This window comes from Nocardioides sp. F233, assembly GCF_057813895.1.
The window spans coordinates 1-19,904 of the sequence record NZ_JBVASH010000006.1; the positions used below are offsets into that span (position 1 = coordinate 1).

Here is a 19,904-nt window from a genome sequence, read left to right on the forward strand (position 1 = left end):
CCGGATCCGTCGCTGCCTCAAGCGCTACATCGCCCGCCAGCTGTTCCGGACCCTGCACGTCAACGCGAACCCCGCGGAACCCGGACACGACGTGCCGTTGGCTGCTTGACAACCATAGAAGCGTCTCCGGCATGTCGCGGGGATGTCGTGCGCAGCCGAGGGTGACCCGGTCGAAGCCGCCGGGCGCCCCGCGTGGTCTGGACTGAGCGCAGCGAGGGAGGAACGAGCGAGCGAAGACCACACGCCAAAAGGGCGCCCGACATGCGCGAGCGGAGCGAGCGCCAAACGGCTCAGATGAGGGCGGCGTCCGGCGAATCGTGGATGACGAACACCTTGGCGAGGCCGGTGATCTTGAAGATCTTGAGCAGCCGGTCGGCGTTGCAGACCAGCTCGAGCGAACCGTCGTGGGCACGGACCTTCTTCAGGCCGCCGACGAGGACACCGAGGCCCGTGGAGTCGAGGAACTCGACCGCCTGCATGTCGACGACGATGTTGTACGTGCCGCCGGCAACGAGCTCGGTGATGGTGTCGCGGAGCTTCGGGGCGGTGTAGACGTCGATCTCGCCACCCACGGCAACGACGGTGCGCCCACCGACCTCGCGCGTCGACAGTGTCAGATTCACGACCTCACCCCGGGATAGCCCTTACTTCCTACGTCTGGTGACACTCATCAAACCATGCCCAGCACACGCACGTGCAAGGAGCGGACATCCTGTCGCTATGTCCCGGGTCTCGTGTCGGGGGTCCGGGGGACAATCGGAGGGTGAGCGCCCAGCCCGATCTCGACGTCGCCCCGGCCCGGCGACGCGACCCGGAGGCCCTGCTCGACCGGCTGGTCGCGCTGCCGTCCCGGGCCGATCGGCTGACCCACCGCGAGCACGTCCCGGCACGGCCGGCGGCCCTGGCGCACTGGCCGGCATGGGCGGATCCGGCAGTGGTGGCGGCGTACTCCTCCCGCGGGGTCGAGCGCCCCTGGCAGCACCAGGTGTCGGCGGCCGAGGCGGCACACCGGGGCGAGCACGTCGTCGTGGCGACCGGTACGGCGTCCGGCAAGTCGCTCGCGTACCTCCTCCCCGCGCTCTCCGACATCCGCGCCGCCCGCGGCCCGCGGGGGCAGCGCGGGGCGTCGGTCCTCTACCTCGCCCCCACCAAGGCGCTGGCCCACGACCAGTGGGCGTCGATCCGCGACCTCGGGCTCGACGTCCGGGTCGCGACCCACGACGGCGACAGCACCGCCGAGGAGCGGGAGTGGACCCGCGACCACGCGGAGTACGTCCTCTCCAACCCCGACATGCTGCACCGCTCCCTGCTGCCCGGGCACGAGCGGTGGACCTCGTTCTTCCGGTCGCTGCGCTACGTCGTGATCGACGAGTGCCACCACTACCGCGGGGTGTTCGGCGCCCACGTCGCCCAGGTCGTGCGCCGCCTGCGGCGGATCTGCGAGCTCCACGGGTCCTCGCCGGTCTTCGTCCTCGCGTCGGCCACGGTCGCCGACCCCGACGTCACCGCCCGGCGGATGACCGGGCTCGAGGTGACCGCGGTGACGGAGGACGGCTCGCCGCGCGGGGCGCTCGCGCTCGGGCTCTGGGAGCCGCCGCTGACGTCGTACCACGGGGAGAACGGCGCGCCCGTACGCCGGCCCGCCACGGCCGAGACCGCCGACCTGCTCGCCGACCTCGTGGTCGAGGACGTCCGCACCCTGGCCTTCGTGCGCTCCCGGCACGGCGTCGAGACCGTGGCCCGCCGGGCGGGTGAGCTGGTCGAGGAGGTCGACCCGTCCCTGGCCGGGCGAATCGACTCGTACCGCGGCGGCTATCTCCCCGAGGAGCGCCGCGCCCTCGAGCAGGACCTGCGCAGCGGACGGCTGCTCGGCATGGCCGCCACCAATGCGCTCGAGCTCGGCATCGACATCAGCGGGCTCGACGCGGTCGTCGTGACCGGGTACCCCGGCACCCGCGCCGCCTTCTGGCAGCAGGTCGGCCGGGCCGGGCGCGACGGCGGCGGTGCGCTCGGGCTGTTCGTGGCCCGCGACGACCCGCTCGACACCTACCTCGTCCACCATCCCGACGCGCTGCTCGGCCGGCCGGTCGAGGGCACGGTGTTCGACACCGACAACCCGTACGTCCTCGGGCCGCACCTGTGCGCCGCCGCCCAGGAGCTCCCGGTGACCGTCGCCGACGCCGCGCTGTTCGGTCCCCGGATGCGCGAGGTCCTCGGCTCGCTCGTCGAGCGCGGACTGCTCCGCCGCCGGGCGGCCGGCTGGTACTGGACCGACCGCGCCCGCGCCGCCGACCTCGCCGACATCCGCTCGACCGGAGGCGCCCAGGTCCAGCTCGTCGAGGCCGTCACCGGCCGTGTGGTCGGCACCGTCGACGGCGGGCGCGCCCACAGCACCGCCCACGAGGGCGCGGTCTACCTGCACCGCGGCGAGACCTGGCTCGTCGAGTCGCTCGACCTCGAGGAGAACGTCGCCACGCTGCACCGGGCCGACGTCGAGCACACCACGACCGCCCGCGATGTCACCGACATCGAGATCGTCGAGGAGCGCGAGCACGTCGACTGGGGTCCCTGCCGCGTCACGTTCGGCACGGTCGAGGTGACCAGCCGGGTCACGTCGTACCTGCGCCGGCGGACCCGCACCGGCGAGGTGATCGACGAGAAGCCGCTCGACCTCCCCACGCGGACCCTGTCGACCGCCGCGGTCTGGTGGACCGTCCCCGACGACGTCGTCAGCGACCTGCTGACCGGCGCCGGGCTGGTGCCCGCCCACCTGCCGGGCGCGGCTCACGCCGCCGAGCACTGCTCCATCGGCCTCCTTCCTCTCTTCGCGACCTGCGACCGCTGGGACATCGGCGGCGTCTCCACCGCCCGCCACCCCGACACCGGCGTGCTCACCGTGTTCGTCCACGACGGCCACCCGGGGGGAGCGGGCTTCGCCGAGCGCGGGTACCGCACGGCCGCGGCCTGGCTGCGCGCCACCCGGGCCACGATCGCGGCCTGCGAGTGCACGTCCGGCTGCCCGTCGTGCATCCAGTCACCGAAGTGCGGCAACGGCAACGACCCGCTCGACAAAGCAGGCGCTGTCGCCCTCCTCGACGCGCTGCTCCGTGAGGCGCCTGCCGCCGAGTAGCCGCCGTTGCACGGCAGGTCCTAGTAGCCTGCCGCCATGCTGCTGCTCGGACTGGTCGTCCTGGTCGTCGGTGTGATCGGGCTGGTGCTCAGCTTTTTCGGCGCCAGCATCGACTACAAGCACCGGTCCGCCGAGATCATGAACTGGGACGTCGCGCCCGGGACTCTCGTGCTGTGGGGCGCCGTCTCCACGCTGCTCGTCGTGCTCGGCCTGTGGCTGATGAAGGCCGGCGCGAAGCAGGGCTGGAAGCGCCGCAAGGAGCAGAAGCGACTCACCGAGCTCTCGGACAAGCTCGACCAGGTCGAGCTCGACCGTCGACGCAACGAGCTCACGGACGACGAGGGCTGACCGAGTCCGTCATCGCGACGGACCCTCCGGTCCGGCCCGCGCGGAGGCGGCCAGGTCCCGGTCCTGACCGAGCCACCGGGGACCGCTGACCCGTACCTCGACGACGACGTCGGATCCCTCGACGCCGCAGGTCACCAGCTCGGCGCCGTTGGCCTCGGCCACCTCGGCGGCCGCTGAGCACGGATCCCGCCCCGGGTGCCCGACCCGGCCGCCGGCGAGGGACGTGGCTCCGGCCAGCGCCGCCAGGTCGGCCGCCGCCTGAGCTCGCCGGTGGGCGACCACGATCGCGCCGACCACACCGGTCGCGGCCCCGACCAGCACCAGCACGCCTGCCATCGCCACGGCCAGCACCGTGGCCGCGCCTCGTTGACTCACGGTCCCCCTCCTTCCTGTCCGCCGCCCTGTCCGCCGCCGGTCTCGCCCTCGGTGATCGCGACCGCTTCCGCGCGGACAGTCGCCCCGGGGAACACCCCGAAAAGGCCGCCCGGACCGGAGACCCGGCCGCGGGCCCGGACCACCACCCGGTCGCCGGAGCGGGAGGCGGACAGCCGGACCCCGTCGGGCGCCACCTGCTCCCCCAGTGCGAGCGCCTCGCCGGGGTCGTCGCCACGGGCCAGCGCACGGGCGGCCTCCCGGGCGGCGTCGATCGTGCGGACCTGGGCGACGGCCACCGCGAGCAGCCAGACCAGGCCCGCGGTCACGGCGAGGAGGACGGGCAGGGCGAGGGCCAGCTCGGCGGTCACCGCACCGCGGTCGTCGGCGCGGCGACGCCGGGCTCCGCGCTCAGCCGAGCCCGAGCAGGTTGAGGACATGGTCGAACAGCGTCTTGATGAGCTTGTCGCCGAAGCCGCCGCTGAGCAGCTTGTAGAGCAGGCCCGCGAAGCCGGCGCCGGCGGCGGTCGCGACGGCGTACTCCGCGGTGGTGACGCCCCGCTCCGTGCGGCGGGAGGCGCGGGAGGTGCGCAGTGCCACGGTTCTCTCCGTTCGTCAGCAGCCGCCCGGTGCGGCTGTCGGAACGAGAGTGCGCGCCCCGGCCGACCACCGCCGTTCGTCGTGCCCCGGCCTGTGGACGGGACCCGGCCGATCCGTGGCCTGGGGAAGATCGATGGCTCCTGTCGGTACGGATGGGGCTCCTGAGCACGGTCAGCCCACGATGCTCTCGGCCAGCGACACCGCCAGCGGGACGATGCCCAGGAACAGGAAGGACGGCAGCAGGCACACCCCCAGAGGTACGGCGGCCCGGACTCCGACCGCCCGCGCCCGGTCCTCCACCTCGGCCCGGGCCCGGGCACCGAGCTCGTCGGCGAGCCCCTCGACGGCGGCGACCACCGGTGCGCCCGTCCGGTGCGCGCGGGCGAGCGCCCGCCCCAGGGGACCGAGGTCCGGGTCGTCGGCCAGGCGGCCCCAGGTCGCGCCGGCGTCGCCGCCCAGGCGCAGCCGCGCAGCGACGGCTGAGAGCCGTTCGGACGCAGCGCCCGGCAGCGCCCGACAGACCAGCTCGACGGCCTCGACGGGCGCCTGCCCGGAGCGCAGCGCGGCGGCCAGGAGGGTGACGACGTGGGGCAGGTCGCGGCGTACCTCCTCGCGGCGCAGGCGCACCGCCCGCGGCTCGAGGCGACCGGCCGCCGTACCGACGACGAGGCCCACCACGACGCCCGCGGGGACGGCGAGCGGACCGCCGAGAAGGACTGCCGCGCCGCCGCCGGCGAGCAGCGCCCAGAGGACGCGACCACGGCGCAGCAACCCGTCGCCGCCGTCCGGTGCGCCCGGGTGCGTCCGGGCCGGCGCGCCGGTGGGACGGGGCGCTCCGGGGCCGAGGAGTACGCCCGCGCCGACGAGCAGGCCGACCAGGACCGCCTCAGCCATGACGCTCGACGTCCCGGGCGAGGGCCTCGATCCAGACGAGACCGGCGTACCCGGCGGCCAGGCCGCCCGCGAGGCAGGCCAGCCCGAGCGGCTGTCCGAGCAGGAACCGCAGCGGGTCGGCGCCGGCGCCGGAACCCATCAGCAGCGCGAGCACCGGCAGGGCGGCGAGCAGCCGGGCGGTCGCGCGCGCCGACGCCAGCTCGCCGCCGACCACCCGGCGGGTGCGCTCCCCCGCACGCAGGTCGGCTGCGACGCGGCCGAGGGTGTCGGCGAGGCCGTGGCCGGTCCGGTGCGCGACCTGCCACGCGCCGGCGACCACCCGCAGTGCTTCGCCGCCGGGTGTGGTCGCGAGGGAGCGGAACGCGGCGACGACGTCACCCCCGGTCCGGGCGGCCCGGGCGGCCGGAGCGACCAGCGGCCACTCGACGGCGGCCCGGTCGAGCGCACCCACCGGGGTCTGTCCGGCGGCCAACTCGGCGCGCAGTGCATCGCACAGGTCGACCACGCGTCGACGTACGTCGGTCGCGGCCCGGTCCCGGCGCCGCGCGGCGAGAGCCCTGACGACGGCCGTGACGAGCGCGAGCGCCAGCAACGGCAGCACCAGGCCCGGCACCGATCCGTGCGAGAGCAGGGCCACCAGCGAAGCCCCGGCCCCGACCGCCAGGACCGGCCATCGGTGGCTGCCTCGGGGGTCGTCCGCAGGGCCGGGGAGCCGCGGCGCCGCGGGTACGGCGAGCAGCAAGGCCCCCGCGACGGCGGCTCCGAGCAGCAGCGGGCCCATCACGCCCTCCCGTCGAGCAGGTCGAGGAGCCGGTGGGAGCCGGGGCCCTCGGTCGGCGTACCGGAGGCGTCGAAGGCGACCGCGACCTCGGTCCGGGCCAGTCCGTCGGGACCGCGGACGACGACGGCGACCTCGCCGAGCCGGCGCCGGCCGGTGTGTCGATCGCGGCGTACGTGGAGGACGGCGTCGAGGCCCGCGACCAGTTGGCTGTGGGCGGCATCGCGAGCCAGCCCGGCGCCGAGGGCGAGCGCCTCGATGCGGGCGGGTACGTCGGCCGCGGAGTTGGCGTGCAGCGTGCCGCAGCCGCCCTCGTGGCCGGTGTTCATCGCAGCGAGGAGGTCGACCACGGCGGCGTCGCGGACCTCGCCGACGACCAACCGGTCGGGGCGCATCCGCAGCGCCTGCCGCACCAGGTCGCGCAGCACGACGGCGCCGGTGCCCTCCAGGTTGGCGGGACGAGCCTCGAGCCCGACCACCTGGGGATGCTCGGGGCGGAGCTCGGCGGCGTCCTCGACGACCACGATCCGCTCGCCGGGACCGACCGCACCGAGCAGGGCGGACAACAGCGTGGTCTTGCCGCCGCCGGTTCCACCGGTCACCAGGAACGCCAGCCGGGCATCGACGACGCGCCGGACCAGCTCGAGCCCGGCGTCGGTCAGCGCACCCGCCGCCCGCAGGCCCGTCAGCGTGAACCCGCCGCGGCGTGGGATCCGCAGGGAGACCGCGGTCCCCGGTTGGGCGAGCGGGGCGAGCAGGGCGTGGCAGCGGGTGCCGTCGGGCAGCCGTACGTCGGCCCACGGTGCGGCGTCGTCCAGTCGTCGGCCGCCGCTCGCCGCCAGCCGCTGGGCCAGCCGACGACAGGCCTCTTCGCTGGGCAGCACGACGTCCGTCTCCTCCACTCCGTCGCCACGGTCGATCCGCACCGGGCCGGGCCCGTTGACGAGGACGTCGGTGACGCCGGGCAGGGCGAGCAGCGGCTCGAGCGGACCGGCGCCGATGACGTCGCGGCGCAGCGCCTCGTAGACCGCGAGGACCGTCGCGTCGCCGACGGGCCGTCCCGCCGAGCGCAGCGCGTCGGCCACGCGGTGCGGGCTGAGGTCACCGGGAGCTCGGGCCAGCTGCGCGCGGACGTCCTCGACCAGCGCGGTGACGTCGGCATCGGCGATCACGCCGCGACCTCGACTGCCGTCGGGACGTCGAGGACCCGCGCCGCCGCCCGGGCGAGCGGCCCCCGCAGCGAGCGCAACGGCCCGAAGCCGAGGTCGACCGCCTCCGCGAGCGCGCGCTGGTCCCGCATCTGGGTGCGTACCGGCAGCCCGACCGCCCGGGCCACCTCCTCGGCGGTGAAGGCGTCGCCCCGCAGGACCACCCCGGGCGCCGCGTGGTCGGCGAACCGGGCCCGCATCCGGGCGGCGCCCGCCACCCCGACGACGCTGCCGAGGGTCACCACGAGCAGCTCGTCGCAGCGCGCGGCGACCTCGTCGACCAGCGGGTCCGGCGAGCGCGGGAGGTCGACGACGACCACCCGGTGCCCGCGGCGCGCGGCCGACAGGGCTTCGCGCACGGCGAACGCCTGCAGGCTCTGGGCACGCCCGTCGACGTACCAGGACAGCACGCCCAGGCTCCCCCGCCGTGGCAGCGCCTCCCGCAGCGAGCGGGCGGAGAGTCGGCCGGTCGTCTGGCACAGGGCGTCCCAGCGGAAGCCGTCGCTGCGCTCGAGGCCCAGCATCCGGTCCAGCCCGGGACCCTGCGGGTCGCAGTCGATGACGACGGCGTCGCCGGACCGGGCGGCCCACTGGCCGAGGGCGCAGGCGAAGGTGGTCGCCCCGGCGCCGCCGGTGCCGCCGATCACCCCGATCACCCGGGCGCGGTCGGGCTGGTGCTCGGTGAGGTCGGCGAGCAGCTCCACCAGCCAGCCGGCGCAGGTGGGCAGCTCGAGGACGTTCTCGGCGCCGAGGTCCAGGGTCGTGCGGAACAGCTGGTCGGGCGGGCGCGGTCCGCTGACGACGTAGCTGCGGGCACGGGGTTCCGGGGCGGCCCGGACCATCGCTGCCGCGAGGTCGGCGCCGACGAGGACGACCGGCGCACGACTCCACGTGACCAGGGCGGTCAGCGGGTCGCGCGCGATCGTCGGGGCCACGTCGGCCGCGGCGGCGAGCGGCAGCAGCTCGGCCAGCAGGTCGTCATCGGCGGTCACCACCAGGGGAGGGACGTCCGCGGGGCGGGCGTGCGGGGACGGGAAGGGTCGGTTGCGTGTCATGCCGAGGTTGTCGCCACCCTCCGACACGACCATGCCGGCGGCACCCACGCCTGGGGACGAGCCCTCCGCGACGCAGGCCTGTGGACACGCAGCGGCGGCATTCGCAACGGGCGGGACACGTGCGATCCCTAGGATGGAGTCATGGCCTCCGCGGGCACGCCGCCCACCGCCGCGTTCTTCGACCTCGACAAGACGATCATCGCCAAGTCGAGCGTGCTGGCCTTCAGCAAGCCGTTCCAGGCCGGCGGGCTGATCTCGCGCCGGGCCGTGCTGCGCTCGGCGTACGCCCAGTTCGTCTTCATGGTCGGCGGCGCGGACCACGACCAGGTCGAGAAGATGCGCCAGTTCATGTCGCAGCTGACAGCGGGCTGGGACGTCGCGACGGTCCGCGAGATCGTGGCCGACACCCTGCACAACGTCGTCGACCCGCTGGTGTACGACGAAGCAGTCCGGCTCATCGACGAGCACCACGCCGCGGGCCGGGACGTCGTCATCGTCTCGACGTCCGGCAGCGAGGTGGTCGAGCCGATCGGCGCCCTCCTCGGCGCGGACCGGGTGGTCGCGACCCGCCTCAAGGTGGAGGACGGGCGGTACACCGGTGAGATCGACTACTACGCGTACGCCGAGGAGAAGGCGAACGCGATCCGTGACCTCGCGCAGAGCGTCGGGTACGACCTGGCGAACAGCTACGGGTACTCCGACTCGGTGACCGACGTGCCGATGCTGGAGGCGGTCGGGCACCCGCACGCGGTCAACCCCGACAAGGAGCTGCGCAAGATCGCGGCCTCCCGCGGTTGGCCGGTCCTCGTCTTCACCCGACCGGTCGCTCTGCAGTCGCGGCTGCACCTGCCGCCCCCGAAGCCGACCCTCGCGGCGCTCGCCGTCGGCGGGGTCGTCGCGGTCGGTGCGGCGGTGTGGATCGGCGCCCGGCGCCGCTCCTTCAGCGCCTGACCGGCGCGAGAACGGGGTCTGCTCCCAACCGGCCAGCGTTCCCCGTCCCCAGGGAAAAGACAACCCTTGAAGGTGGCCCGCCAGCGGCGTACAAAGGACAACAAGAACTCAAGAGCAACACGTGATCCCGGTACCCACGCGGCGATCTACCCTTCTGAATTGGGCGCTTGCATCCGGAAAACTTCCGGGGCAGTTGTTGATGGTGCACGCCTGGTAACCAAGGTTCACGTGTCAGCGGTGGCACCCGAGACACTCGATGGCTCGGGTGCCACCTGCTTTTGCCGCCCGCGGCGCTGCGAGGAACGAGCAGCGGCGCGGATCAGGCGGGAAGGTCGAGTAGGCGCGCGGGTGCGAGCTTGCGAGCACCCGCGACCGCCGTATCGAGACCTCGGCGGGGCGTCTCGATACGCCCTCGCCCAGGGGCTCGGGCTACTCGACGACCTCAACTACTCCGCGTCACGCACCAGCGGACTCGCCTCGGCGGCGGCCGACCAGGCCTCGACGGCGTACAGCAGCCAGGCATGCATCCCGGAGGTGCTGCCACTGGCCCAGCCACGCAGGTTGGACTCGTACTCGGGGCGCAGGGCGAGGTGCGCCGCCTCGGGTACGACGAGGGACTTCTCGTCGACTCCGCGGGCAGCCGCGACCAGCCGCTCGGTGGCGCGGGCCACGATGCCGTTGTGGGAGCCGAAGGGCGCGGCGGCGACCAGCTCGGCGTGGACGACGGCGGCGACGGCGAGCGCCGGGGCCTCGGTCGGGGCGGTGATCAGCTCAGCGATGCCGCGCAGGCGGGAGGCGGACTCGCCGTCGCGCGGCCGGCCGAGCAGCTCGTCGGGGAGCGTGCCGCGGGCGGCGAGGGTGTGGATCCGGGCCAGCGCCTGCAGCGGCTGGCGGCGCAGGACGGGGACGAGGGAGAGCAGCTCGGTCGCCAGACGTACGGCGGCGGCCGCGATCTCGTCGCCCTCGCCGGCCCGCACCTCGGCCAGCGTGGAGCCCGAGCCCTCGAGCACCGCGCTGGCGTGCGCGCCGCGCAGCAGCGACTCGGCGGTCAGCTCGGGGCTGGTCCGGCGCAGGCCCCGGTCACGGAGCACCACGTCGATGCCGTCGCGGGCGCCGGCGAAGCCGGACGGGACGCCCTCGAGGGAGATCAGCCAGGCGTGCGGGTCGGTGGTCACCCGGCAACGTTACTGGCGCCCTCGCGTGCCTCCGTGATCCGGAGCCGCCGCCGCCGTACGCTCGCCCCGATGGCTACCGACTCCACCCCCGACGCACCGGGCCTCTGCTTCGGCAGTGTGGCCGAGGCCTACGACCGCGGCCGCCCCGGCTACCCGCGCGAGGCCGTGGCGTGGCTGACCGGCGACGAGCCGCTGGCCGTGCTGGAGCTCGGGGCCGGGACCGGCAAGCTCACCGAGCACCTGGTGGCGCTCGGCCACGACGTGCACGCGACCGACCCGGACCCGCGGATGCTCGACCGGCTCGGGACCCGGCTGCCGGAGCTGCGGGTCTCGCAGACGTCGGCCGAGGAGATCCCGGCGGCGGACGCGACGTACGACCTGGTGATCGCGGCAGACGCCGACGCCTGGTTCGACGCCGACAAGGCACTGCCGGAGATCGCGCGCGTCCTCAAGCGCGGCGGCACGTTCGCTGTGGTGCGCAACGTCCGCGACGAGCGGATCCCGTGGGTCAAGCGGCTCGGCAACCTGATCGGGCACCACACGACCGGCGAGGGCGTCGGCGACGCGATCGACTCGTCGCCGTACTTCGGGCCGGCCGACGAGACCGCCTTCAAGCAGTGGCAGGTCATCGACCGCTCGTCGGTGCAGGACCTGGCGCGCTCGCTGCCCGACGTCGCCGGTCTCGACCGCACGGGCCAGGACTCGAAGGTCCGCGAGGTGCTGGCCTTCTACGACGACTTCGGCCGCGGCATGGACGGCATGCAGCTGCCGTGGGTGACCGAGTGCTTCCGCGCGGTGGTCGGGATCCAGCCCAAGACGATCCGTCAGGAGCCGGCCCCCGCCATCGGTACGACGGCCGCGGAGCCCGCAGCCGAGGCCGCGCCGGAGGAGTTCGTCGGCGAGGACACCGTGCCGGTCGCGCTGGCTCCCGCCGTCGAGCCGCCGGCCGACGACGACTCGGGCATGCTGCTCATCGACTTCCGCTGAGCTGACCTCGGCATGGGGACCCGGGCGCCGGCACCGCTGGCCCTGGCCCTGCTCCTGGCCGCCTGCACCACGGGCGGCACGGACGTCCCGCGCGACGCCGAGCCGGTCCCGGTGCCGGCCGCCAGTCCCGCGGGAGCGGCGTACGGTCGGCTGATGGACGCGGACGGCCGGTCGGTGCCGGGGGGCAGCGTGACGCTGACCCAGCCGTTCGACGACAACGTCGTGACCATCTCGCTGCAGCTGGTCTCGCTCGGCCTGTTCTGCCTGATCCCGGACTCGGGGATCTGCCCGACCGCCCATGGCGCCGACCTGACCGACAACGGCCTGTGGAGCATCGGCAGCGAGGACGTCGAGCCCGACAAGGTGCTTCGCCTCGGCGGTGAGGGGCCGTCGGGGGCACTGGCCGCGGTCGCGCTGCCGAACGGTACGGCGCCCGTGCACGTGCCCGACCTGGTGCTCTGGGAGCCGACGCTCACCCTCGACCACACCAGGGCCGGGACCCGGGTGTCGTGGCCCGAGCTGGCCGGCGTACCGCAGGGAAAGGCCCGTACCTACACGGTTTTCGCCACCGTCGGCGACCCGACCTTCGCCCGACCGGTGGAGATCGCGCACGGGCTGCGGCGCACCTCGGCGGTCGTGCCGGACTGGCAGACCGAGGACCAGCCGTTCACGGTGAGCGTGGTCGCGAGCAGCAGGAAGGGCGACCGCGCGTTCACCTACACCTCGCCACCGGCGTCCGGTGTCGGCACCGCTGTGCCGCTCTCCCGCGGGCACGCCTGCACCTCCGCCGAGCACGGCTGCCCGCTCACCGACGGCGTCCTCGACAGCCACGTCGAGGTCGGGAAGACGACGCTGCACCGGATCTGCGTCGACCTCGGCACGCCGCAGACGGTGCGCCGCGTCGTCGTCCGCACCCCGTTCGGCGCGGTGGACCGGGTCGTGGAGCTGTCCCGCGACGGCCGGCAGTTCACGACCCGCGGACGCCTGGCCGATGCGAACGGCGAGGAGTCCGGGGTGTTCGACGTACCCGTGCGACCGGCGACGACGGCCCGGTTCGCCTGCGTGCGCAGCGACGACTTCGGGTTCGCCGGCGCGATCCTGTCCGAGATCTCGGTGTGGTGAGGACGGTGGGACTGCGATGAGGGGCGGACGGTTCTGGCGACACGACCACCTGGGCAGCGATGCGGACCGGGCCGCGTTCCGGGCGCTGCACCGGGCCTCCCTGGCCGCGCCGGCGCTGCGCGAGGGCCTGACGACGGTCAGTGCCGAGCGGGCGATCCGGCACCTGCGGGCCCTGCTCGGTACGCCGGCCCTGGCCATCACCGACACCGAGGCGGTCCTCGCGTGGGACGGCGTGGGCGACCACCACCTCGACCAGGCGGCCGTCGTGGGCCTGCAGGCGATCGAGAAGGGCAGCACGCGCACGGTCGACCGCGACCAGCTCGGGTGCTCGGTCGGCGGCTGCCCCGTTCGCACGGGTGTGGTGAGCCCGCTCGTGGTGGAGGGGCGCGTGCTCGGGACCGTGCAGGCGTTCGCGCCGACCCCGACCGCCGGCCTGGTGCGCGCGACCGAGGAGGTCGCCGAGTGGGTCTCGGGGCAGCTGGAGCTGGCCGAGCTCGACGCCCACCGCAACCGGATGATCGAGGCCGAGGTGCGTGCGCTGCGGGCCCAGATCAGCCCGCACTTCGTCTACAACTCGCTCAACGCGATCGCGAGCTTCGTGCGCACGGACCCCGACCGGGCCCGCGAGCTGCTGCTGGAGTTCGCCGACTTCACCCGCTACTCCTTCCGCCGGCACGGCGAGTACACGACGCTCGCCGAGGAGCTGCGCTCGATCGAGCGGTACCTCCTCCTCGAGCAGGCCCGCTTCGGTGACCGGCTGCAGGTGACCCTCAACATCGCGCCGGAGGTGCTCCCGGTCGTCGTACCTTTCCTGTGCATCCAGCCCCTCGTCGAGAACGCCGTCCGCCACGGCCTCGAAGGCGCCGACCAGGCGGGCCTGCTGACGATCAACGCCCACGACCGCGGGCACGAGGCCCTGATCGAGGTCGAGGACAACGGCGTCGGCGAGGACCCGGAGAGGGTACGGCGCGCGCTCGCCGGCGACACCGAGCTCGACTCGGTGGGCCTGGGCAACGTGGACGCACGGCTGCGCGCGAGCTTCGGCGACGACTACGGTCTGGTCGTGGAGACCGCTCCGGGGGCCGGGACCAAGGTGATCGTGCGCGTGCCCAAGTTCGCACCGGGAGTCACGGCATGACCGGCCTGCGCGTCCTCGTCGTCGACGACGAGCGACCCGCGCTCGACGAGCTGAGCTACCTCCTCGGCGCCGACGACCGGGTCGGCGAGGTGATCGCCTGCCAGTCCGCCACCGACGGGCTGCGGATCCTGCGCGAGCGCGAGGTCGACTGCGTCTTCCTCGACATCCAGATGCCCGGCCTGACCGGACTGGAGCTGGCCGAGGTGCTCGGCCGGTTCAAGCAGCCGCCGCCGGTGGTCTTCGTGACGGCTCACGAGCAGCACGCCGTGGACGCCTTCGACCTGCACGCGGTCGACTACGTCCTCAAGCCGGTGCGGCCAGAACGCCTCGCCGAAGCGGTACGACGCGTCCTCGGCGGCACCTCACCGGCCCCGGCGGCGACCGACGCCCAGATCGCGGTGGAGCGGGGCGGCGTCACCCGGTTCGTGGACCGCGGCGACATCACCCACGTGGAGGCGCAGGGCGACTATGCCCGGCTGCACACCACCGGCGGCGACAACTACCTCGTCCGGGTGCCGCTGACGACGCTCGAGGAGGACTGGGCCGAGGCCGGTTTCCACCGGATCCACCGCTCCCTGCTGGTCGCGCTGGCCCACGTCACCGAGGTCCGCAGCGACGCCGGCCGGACCTCGGTCGTCGTGGGTGCCGGGACCGAGCTCCCCGTCAGCCGCCGCCACACCCGCGCGCTGCGCGACGTCCTCGTCCGCCGGGCCCGCGCAGGAGGCTGAGAGCGATGACCGAGCGGGTGCGGGTCACCGGACCGCCACGGCACGCGCCGGCCGGGCGGGCGGCGAGCCGGCTCGGCGACGTGCACGAGCAGACCGCGCTCGGCGACGTCTACCTCCGCTCGCTGCTCCGCGCCCAGCTCGGCCTGGCCGTGCGGCTGCTCCTGCTGCTGGCGGTCACGGTCGGGGTCCTGCCCCTCGCGTTCCACCTCTGGCCGTCGCTGTCCGACGTCCGGCCGCTCGGGATCCCGCTGCCGTGGCTGCTGCTCGGCGTGCTGGTGCACCCGTTCCTGCTGCTGCTCGCGTGGCGCTACGTCCGCAGCGCGGAGCAAAACGAGCGGGTCTTCGCCGACCTGGTCAACGACCCCGAGTCCCCCACCGAGGGCGACGCCTGATGGAGCGCGCCGACGTACCCGGACTGATCGCGGTCGTGCTGGTCACCCTCGCCACCGTGGCGATCGGCACCTGGGGCCTGCGCTTCTCCCGCACGACGAGCGACTTCTTCGTTGCCTCCCGCACCGTCCGGCCGGGCCTCAATGCGAGCGCGATCGGCGGCGAGTACCTCTCCGCTGCGTCCTTCCTCGGCATCGCCGGACTGCTGCTGGTCGGCGGCGCGGACATGCTCTGGTACCCGGTCGGCTGGACGGCGGGCTACCTCGTCCTGCTGGTGCTCGTGGCTGCGCCGCTGCGGCGTTCCGGCGCCTACACGTTGCCCGACTTCGCCGAGGCCCGCCTCGGGTCGCGCACCGTCCGGGCCGCCTGCTCGCTGCTCGTCGTCGGCATCGGCTGGCTCTACATGATCCCGCAGTTCGAGGGCGCCGGCATCACGCTGCGCTCGGCGATCGGCGCGCCCGAGTGGGCCGGATCGCTCGTCGTGGCCGGGGTCGTGCTCGCGAACGTGACGTCCGGCGGGATGCGGTCGGTGACCTTCGTCCAGGCCTTCCAGTACTGGCTCAAGCTCACCGCGCTGCTCGTCCCGGCCGCCGTGCTGGTCGCGGTCTGGTGGGGCGACGGCCGCCCCGGCGGCGTCGGGGGCGGCGACTGGTCGAACCCGGTCGCGGGCGACGGCGGGGTCGGCCTCTACACGACGTACTCCCTCATCGCCGGGCTCTTCCTCGGCACCATGGGCCTGCCCCACGTGGTCGTGCGGTTCTACACGAACCCCGACGGCCGGGCCGCCCGGCGTACGACGGTCGTGGTCCTCGCGCTGCTGGGGCTGTTCTACGTCTGGCCGCCGGTGTACGCCGCCCTCGGTCGTGTGTACGGCGGCCGCCTGGTCGCCGAGGGCCGCTCGGACGTGCTCGTGCTGGAGCTGCCGCGGGCGATGCTCGACGGCGTCGGCGGCGACGTGCTGACCGGGCTGGTCACGGCCGGGGCGTTCGCCGCGTTCCTGTCGACGTCCTCGGGCTTGGCGATCGCCGTGTCCGGCGTGCTCACCCAGGACGTCACCAGCCGACTGGTCAGCGAGCAGCGCGGCGTCGCGGCGTTCCGGTTCGCGGCGTTGGTGGCAGTGGTCGTCCCCGTGCTGGCGGCGCTCCTGGTCCGCAACGTCGGCGTCGCCCAGTCCGTGGGCCTGGCGTTCGCGGTGGCCGCATCGACGTTCTGCCCGCTACTGGTGCTGGGCATCTGGTGGCGGCGCCTCACCGACGCCGGCGCGCTGGCGGGGCTCGCGGCCGGTGGCCTCGGCGCCGGAGGTGCGGCGATCACGACCCTCGCGGGCTATGCCCCCGGCGGCTGGACCGGCGCCCTGCTGGCCCAGCCCGCCGCCTGGAGCGTGCCCGTAGCGGTGCTCGTGATGGTCGCCGTCTCGCTCGCGACCGCCGACCGGGAGCCGGCGCACGCGCGCCGGTTCCTGGTCCGGCTGCACACGCCGGAGTCGCTCAACCGCTAGTCGGTGAGATCGCTGTAACACGCTGTCCACCCGACTGGTCACCGGTTGTCAGCACGATCCGGCCGCTCTCCGCGGCGTGTCGCACCGAGAACCGTCAGGTAGTCGGGTGGACGGCGTGTTACTTGCGGATGGGCGGCGACGGTCAGTCCAGTGGCGTGATCACCCACTCGGCGTCGACGTCCTCGTAGGACCCGTCCTTGTGCCAGCTCCCGGTGATCTCGCGCCGGGAGCGGTCCCACGCCACGGTCTCGGGGCCACCCTCGGTGGCCGTCCATGCCTGGAAGCCCTGCTCCTCGGTGTGCCCGCCTCCGCCCGTACAGCTGATCGTGTAGGTGCCGACCCCACCGGCCACGACGTCGAGCCAGTACAGGCTCTGTGCGGGCACCAGGCCCAGGTCGCCGGTGAAGTCGCGGTCGAGCGTGCCCTGGTGGGACCAGGTGCAGTCGTCGTCGTGGCCCTGGACCGAGAAGGTCCCACTGACGGACTCCTCGCGCCAGAACGAGCTGGTCGCCGGGTCGCCGGCACGGAGCAGCACCATCTGCAGCGACCAGGTCCGGGTCTCGGTGTCGGTCTTCTCGACCGCGCTCACCTTGGCCAGCCACCGCTGCGGGAACTCGTCGCCCTGGCAGGACTGCTTCACCTCGGAGGTGCAGATGTCCGGATCCGTCGGGGAGTTCCCCGGTCCGCCCGGGGCCCCGCCGTTGCAGTTGTCGCGCCCCGGGCCGCCGTCGCAGGTGTCGACACCGAAGCCGCCGTTGAGCTGGACGTCGTCCCCGCCGGCCCCGGACAGGTGGTCGTTGCCGTCGCCGCCGTTGAGCTGGTCGGGGTCGGCGCTGCCCAACAGCTGGTCGTTGTCGCCCTCCCCGTTGAGCAGGGTCACCGGCCACGCGGTCTTGAGCAGGTCGTTGCCCTCACCGCCGAACAGGGCCTGCCCGGTGGCGCCGGTCGCCATCGTGTCGTCGCCCGCGTCGCCGTACCCGATTCCGCCGTTGCCCGGCCCCAGCGCGACCAGGTCGTTGCCGGCTCCGCCGTGCACGTAGTCCTGGCCGGGCCCGCCGTCGATGGTGTCCTTGCCGCCATCACCGCAGATGACGTCGTTGCCGCCACCGCCGTCGATCCGGTCGTTGCCGCCGCGCGCCACGATCACGTCGCGCTTCTTGGTGCCCTTGATCTTCTCGGCCTTGTTGGTGCCGACGATGGTCGCCTTGACGCCGTTGCACCGCGGCTTGGCGGCCTCGGCGCTGGACGTGATGCCGATGCTCGCCGGCAGCGCGAGCGCCAGGGCGAGGACGGGGAGGAGTCTTCTGCTCATCCTCCGATGCTCGGGCGCACCGCTTGCGGCGGGCTTGCGGACGGCTTGGCGGGACTCCCGACCTCCGTCACACCCGAGTGACGGTCCCGCCCTCGGATCGGCGAACCGTGTCGCCGACCGCGACGGCGTCCCACACGTCGCGGTCGACGCGTGCCTTCACGACCGATCCGTCGGCGATGCGGACCTTCAGCCGGCGGTACATGTTGGCGCCGTCGTAGAGACCACGCGACTTCTTGACCACCACGCCTTCCCAAGTCTCAGCCATGCAACGACGGTAACCGAGGAGGTCCCGACTTCCGGAGAACCTTCCTCGGAACCCTGCGCAGCCGCCTACGGTCGTCCCATGACCGAGCTCGCGCCCTCCGTCCCGTCCCCACCCGCGCCCGCCAGCCACGGCCGAAAGCGCCGCGTGGCCGCGGTGGCCGGCGTGGTGGGAGCCGTGGCGGCGATCGGCGCCGGCGGATGGGCGTGGCAGGGCTGGATGGCGCAGGGACCGCAGGCGGCGCAGGCACTACCTGGTGACACGCTTGCGTACGTCGGCATCGACCTCGACCCGCCGGGCGGGCAGAAGCTCGAGGCCTACCAGGCGCTGAAGAGGTTCCCGAGCCTCGCCAAGCACCTCGGCCTCACCAGCCAGGACGACTTGCGGCGCTCGCTCGTGGAGCAGGTGACGGCCGAGAGCGGCTGCGACATCGGGTACGACGACCTGGCGGCCTGGGCGGGTGACCGCGCCGGTCTCGCCGTGGTGCCGGCGGCCGGCGGGAAGGGCGGCCCGGAGGTGGTCGCGGTGGTCCAGGTCAGCGACGTCGACAAGGCGCGGAGCGGGCTCGACGAGGTGCTGGCGGGCTGCGGGGACGAGGTCGGGTACGCCCTCGGCGACGGCTGGGCGGTGCTCGCGCGCACCGACGAGGTGGCCGCGAAGGTCGTCGCGGACGGCCGTCGTACCCGGCTCGGCGACGACGCCGACTTCCAGGAGCTGACCTCGGCGGCCGGCGATGCCGGCGTGGTGACGCTGTACGCCGCCCCCGAGGCCGGGCAGGCGCTGCTCGACGCGGCCGACGACCACCCGTTCCTCTCGATCGCCATCAGCACGCAGTCCGGCCTCTCGACCGACCCGGTCGACATGCTGCTCAGCCTCACGTCGCTGCACAGCTACGGCGTGGCAGCCGGGGACGACTTCATGGCGGAGATGTCGCCGAAGGAACGTCGGCTGTGGAAGCGGATGGAGCACGTCGAGGAGCTCACCCCCGCCGAGCAGGACCAGCTGATGAAGGAGATGGACGAGCTCTACCCCAACGAGCCGGCGATGGGCGGCGTGGTGTCGGAGGACGAGGTGCCCGAGATCGACGAGGACGAGCTCATGGAGGACCTCTCCGTCCCGATCCCGGACGACGTACGGCGCCGGCTCGAGGACTTCACCGGCCTCGGCGGTGTCGCGCGGTTCGACGACGGCGCCCTGGAGCTGGAGGTCGTGGCCGACCCGATCACCTACGGCGACCCGGAGCGGTACGACGGCACCGACGCCCTGACCGCGATCTCGGCCCTGCCGGGCGACGCGGCCCTCGCCTTCGGCGGCGGCTTCAGCGACGGCTGGGCGGAGCAGGCGATCACCCACGGACCGCTGTCCTTCGGCGGCGAGCCGAAGCAGCTGCTGGCCGACTTCGAGAAGTCCACGGGCCTGACCGCCCGGGACCTCGAGGACCTCGGCGGCGACAGCCTCGCCGTGATCGCCGGCCCCGGCTTCGAGGACGCCTTCGACTTCGAGGGGGTCGACGAGCAGGTCCCCGTCGCGGTGCGGATCACCGGCGACGTCGGCAAGGTCGAGGCCGCGCTGGCGAAGGCGCGCGTCACCGTCGGCGGCAAGGACCCCCTGCCGTCCGCGCGATCCGGCGACGCCGTGGTCATCGGCGCCGACCGCGGCTTCGTAGAGGAGGTCGCCAAGGCGAAGGGGACGCTGGGCGACACCGACCGGTTCGCGAACGTCGTGCCCGACGCCGAGGATGCGCTGACCATCATCTGGATCGACTTCGATCGCGGCGACTGGGCCGAGCAGCTGAGCGCAGGCCTGTCCCCCGCCGACGTGGCGCCGCTCGACGCGGCCGGCATCACGGTGACGGCCGAGGGCCAACGTCAGCGCACCGTGGTCCGGCTGACCTTCGACGACTGATCCGTCCACCGGGGCACGGTCGAACCCCCGACAATCGGTGATGCGCCGGTG

21 protein-coding genes are annotated in these 19,904 nt (G+C 74.0%); 10 read left to right on the forward strand and 11 right to left on the reverse strand.

Going from position 1 to position 19,904, the window contains the following annotated elements; translation table 11 throughout:
- Positions 1 to 290: 290 nt before the first annotated feature.
- Positions 291 to 623, reverse strand: a complete 333-nt coding sequence (locus ACZYRU_RS20850; protein WP_488959013.1) for an STAS domain-containing protein — start codon at positions 621 to 623, stop codon at positions 291 to 293.
- A gap of 140 nt (positions 624 to 763) precedes the next feature.
- Between ACZYRU_RS20850 and ACZYRU_RS20855 the strand changes: the two genes are divergently transcribed.
- Positions 764 to 3,130, forward strand: coding sequence for a DEAD/DEAH box helicase (locus ACZYRU_RS20855; protein ID WP_488959014.1), 2,367 nt, complete (start codon positions 764 to 766; stop codon positions 3,128 to 3,130).
- Between the two features lie 36 nt (positions 3,131 to 3,166).
- On the forward strand, positions 3,167 to 3,478 hold the full coding sequence (locus ACZYRU_RS20860) for a hypothetical protein (RefSeq protein WP_488959015.1): 312 nt from the start codon (positions 3,167 to 3,169) through the stop codon (positions 3,476 to 3,478).
- A gap of 9 nt (positions 3,479 to 3,487) precedes the next feature.
- On the opposite strand, the gene ACZYRU_RS20865 is transcribed toward ACZYRU_RS20860, so the two are convergent.
- From ACZYRU_RS20865 to ssd, 7 genes are all read right to left on the reverse strand, one after another.
- The gene (locus tag ACZYRU_RS20865) at positions 3,488 to 3,853 is read right to left on the reverse strand and encodes an Rv3654c family TadE-like protein (RefSeq protein ID WP_488959016.1); all 366 of its coding nucleotides are present in this window, start codon (positions 3,851 to 3,853) and stop codon (positions 3,488 to 3,490) included.
- Positions 3,850 to 4,290 (reverse strand): TadE family type IV pilus minor pilin, encoded by a 441-nt coding sequence (locus ACZYRU_RS20870; RefSeq protein WP_488959017.1) that lies wholly within the window; start codon positions 4,288 to 4,290, stop codon positions 3,850 to 3,852. The genes ACZYRU_RS20865 and ACZYRU_RS20870 overlap by 4 nt, the downstream gene beginning before the upstream one ends.
- Positions 4,262 to 4,450 carry a DUF4244 domain-containing protein gene (locus ACZYRU_RS20875; RefSeq protein ID WP_488959018.1) on the reverse strand — a complete coding sequence of 63 codons (189 nt, stop codon included), beginning with the start codon at positions 4,448 to 4,450 and terminating at the stop codon, positions 4,262 to 4,264. The genes ACZYRU_RS20870 and ACZYRU_RS20875 overlap by 29 nt, the downstream gene beginning before the upstream one ends.
- Positions 4,451 to 4,621: 171 nt before the next feature.
- Entirely contained in the window at positions 4,622 to 5,344 is a 723-nt protein-coding gene (locus ACZYRU_RS20880; protein WP_488959019.1) for a type II secretion system F family protein, read from the reverse strand.
- The gene (locus ACZYRU_RS20885) at positions 5,337 to 6,125 is read right to left on the reverse strand and encodes a type II secretion system F family protein (RefSeq protein ID WP_488959020.1); all 789 of its coding nucleotides are present in this window, start codon (positions 6,123 to 6,125) and stop codon (positions 5,337 to 5,339) included. Before ACZYRU_RS20885 ends, ACZYRU_RS20880 begins: the two co-directional genes overlap by 8 nt.
- Positions 6,125 to 7,291, reverse strand: a complete 1,167-nt coding sequence (locus ACZYRU_RS20890; RefSeq protein WP_488959369.1) for a TadA family conjugal transfer-associated ATPase — start codon at positions 7,289 to 7,291, stop codon at positions 6,125 to 6,127. Before ACZYRU_RS20890 ends, ACZYRU_RS20885 begins: the two co-directional genes overlap by 1 nt.
- The gene (gene ssd, locus ACZYRU_RS20895) at positions 7,291 to 8,385 is read right to left on the reverse strand and encodes a septum site-determining protein Ssd (protein WP_488959021.1); all 1,095 of its coding nucleotides are present in this window, start codon (positions 8,383 to 8,385) and stop codon (positions 7,291 to 7,293) included. The genes ACZYRU_RS20890 and ssd overlap by 1 nt, the downstream gene beginning before the upstream one ends.
- 141 nt (positions 8,386 to 8,526) lie before the next feature.
- On the opposite strand from ssd, the gene ACZYRU_RS20900 reads away from it, so the two are divergent.
- Positions 8,527 to 9,336: an HAD family hydrolase gene (locus ACZYRU_RS20900; protein WP_488959022.1), complete on the forward strand. Its 810-nt coding sequence runs from the start codon at positions 8,527 to 8,529 to the stop codon at positions 9,334 to 9,336.
- 446 nt (positions 9,337 to 9,782) lie between these two features.
- Here the strand turns inward: ACZYRU_RS20900 and ACZYRU_RS20905 are convergent, their stop codons facing one another.
- The gene (locus ACZYRU_RS20905; RefSeq protein WP_488959023.1) at positions 9,783 to 10,511 is read right to left on the reverse strand and encodes an oxidoreductase; all 729 of its coding nucleotides are present in this window, start codon (positions 10,509 to 10,511) and stop codon (positions 9,783 to 9,785) included.
- Positions 10,512 to 10,580: 69 nt separating this feature from the next.
- Between ACZYRU_RS20905 and ACZYRU_RS20910 the strand changes: the two genes are divergently transcribed.
- The 6 genes from ACZYRU_RS20910 to ACZYRU_RS20935 are packed head-to-tail and all read left to right on the forward strand — an operon-like array spanning position 10,581 to position 16,374.
- Positions 10,581 to 11,498, forward strand: coding sequence for a class I SAM-dependent methyltransferase (locus ACZYRU_RS20910; protein ID WP_488959024.1), 918 nt, complete (start codon positions 10,581 to 10,583; stop codon positions 11,496 to 11,498).
- 12 nt (positions 11,499 to 11,510) lie between these two features.
- A complete protein-coding gene (locus ACZYRU_RS20915) occupies positions 11,511 to 12,620 on the forward strand; it encodes a hypothetical protein (protein WP_488959025.1) in 1,110 nt (369 codons plus the stop codon).
- Between the two features lie 16 nt (positions 12,621 to 12,636).
- Complete coding sequence (locus ACZYRU_RS20920) at positions 12,637 to 13,758, forward strand: sensor histidine kinase (RefSeq protein WP_488959026.1); 1,122 nt, start codon at positions 12,637 to 12,639, stop codon at positions 13,756 to 13,758.
- A complete protein-coding gene (locus ACZYRU_RS20925) occupies positions 13,755 to 14,486 on the forward strand; it encodes a LytR/AlgR family response regulator transcription factor (protein WP_488959027.1) in 732 nt (243 codons plus the stop codon). Before ACZYRU_RS20920 ends, ACZYRU_RS20925 begins: the two co-directional genes overlap by 4 nt.
- 5 nt (positions 14,487 to 14,491) lie before the next feature.
- Entirely contained in the window at positions 14,492 to 14,878 is a 387-nt protein-coding gene (locus tag ACZYRU_RS20930; protein WP_488959028.1) for a hypothetical protein, read from the forward strand.
- Positions 14,878 to 16,374, forward strand: a complete 1,497-nt coding sequence (locus ACZYRU_RS20935) for a sodium/solute symporter (RefSeq protein ID WP_488959029.1) — start codon at positions 14,878 to 14,880, stop codon at positions 16,372 to 16,374. The genes ACZYRU_RS20930 and ACZYRU_RS20935 overlap by 1 nt, the downstream gene beginning before the upstream one ends.
- Positions 16,375 to 16,516: 142 nt before the next feature.
- Here ACZYRU_RS20935 and ACZYRU_RS20940 read toward each other — a convergent pair whose 3' ends face one another.
- Both ACZYRU_RS20940 and ACZYRU_RS20945 read right to left on the reverse strand, forming a co-directional pair.
- Positions 16,517 to 17,686, reverse strand: a complete 1,170-nt coding sequence (locus ACZYRU_RS20940; protein WP_488959030.1) for a calcium-binding protein — start codon at positions 17,684 to 17,686, stop codon at positions 16,517 to 16,519.
- Positions 17,687 to 17,753: 67 nt separating this feature from the next.
- The gene (locus ACZYRU_RS20945) at positions 17,754 to 17,951 is read right to left on the reverse strand and encodes a DUF7489 domain-containing protein (protein ID WP_488959031.1); all 198 of its coding nucleotides are present in this window, start codon (positions 17,949 to 17,951) and stop codon (positions 17,754 to 17,756) included.
- A 78-nt stretch (positions 17,952 to 18,029) separates the two neighbouring features.
- Between ACZYRU_RS20945 and ACZYRU_RS20950 the strand changes: the two genes are divergently transcribed.
- A complete protein-coding gene (locus ACZYRU_RS20950) occupies positions 18,030 to 19,853 on the forward strand; it encodes a hypothetical protein (RefSeq protein WP_488959032.1) in 1,824 nt (607 codons plus the stop codon).
- The last annotated feature ends 51 nt before the right edge of the window (positions 19,854 to 19,904 follow it).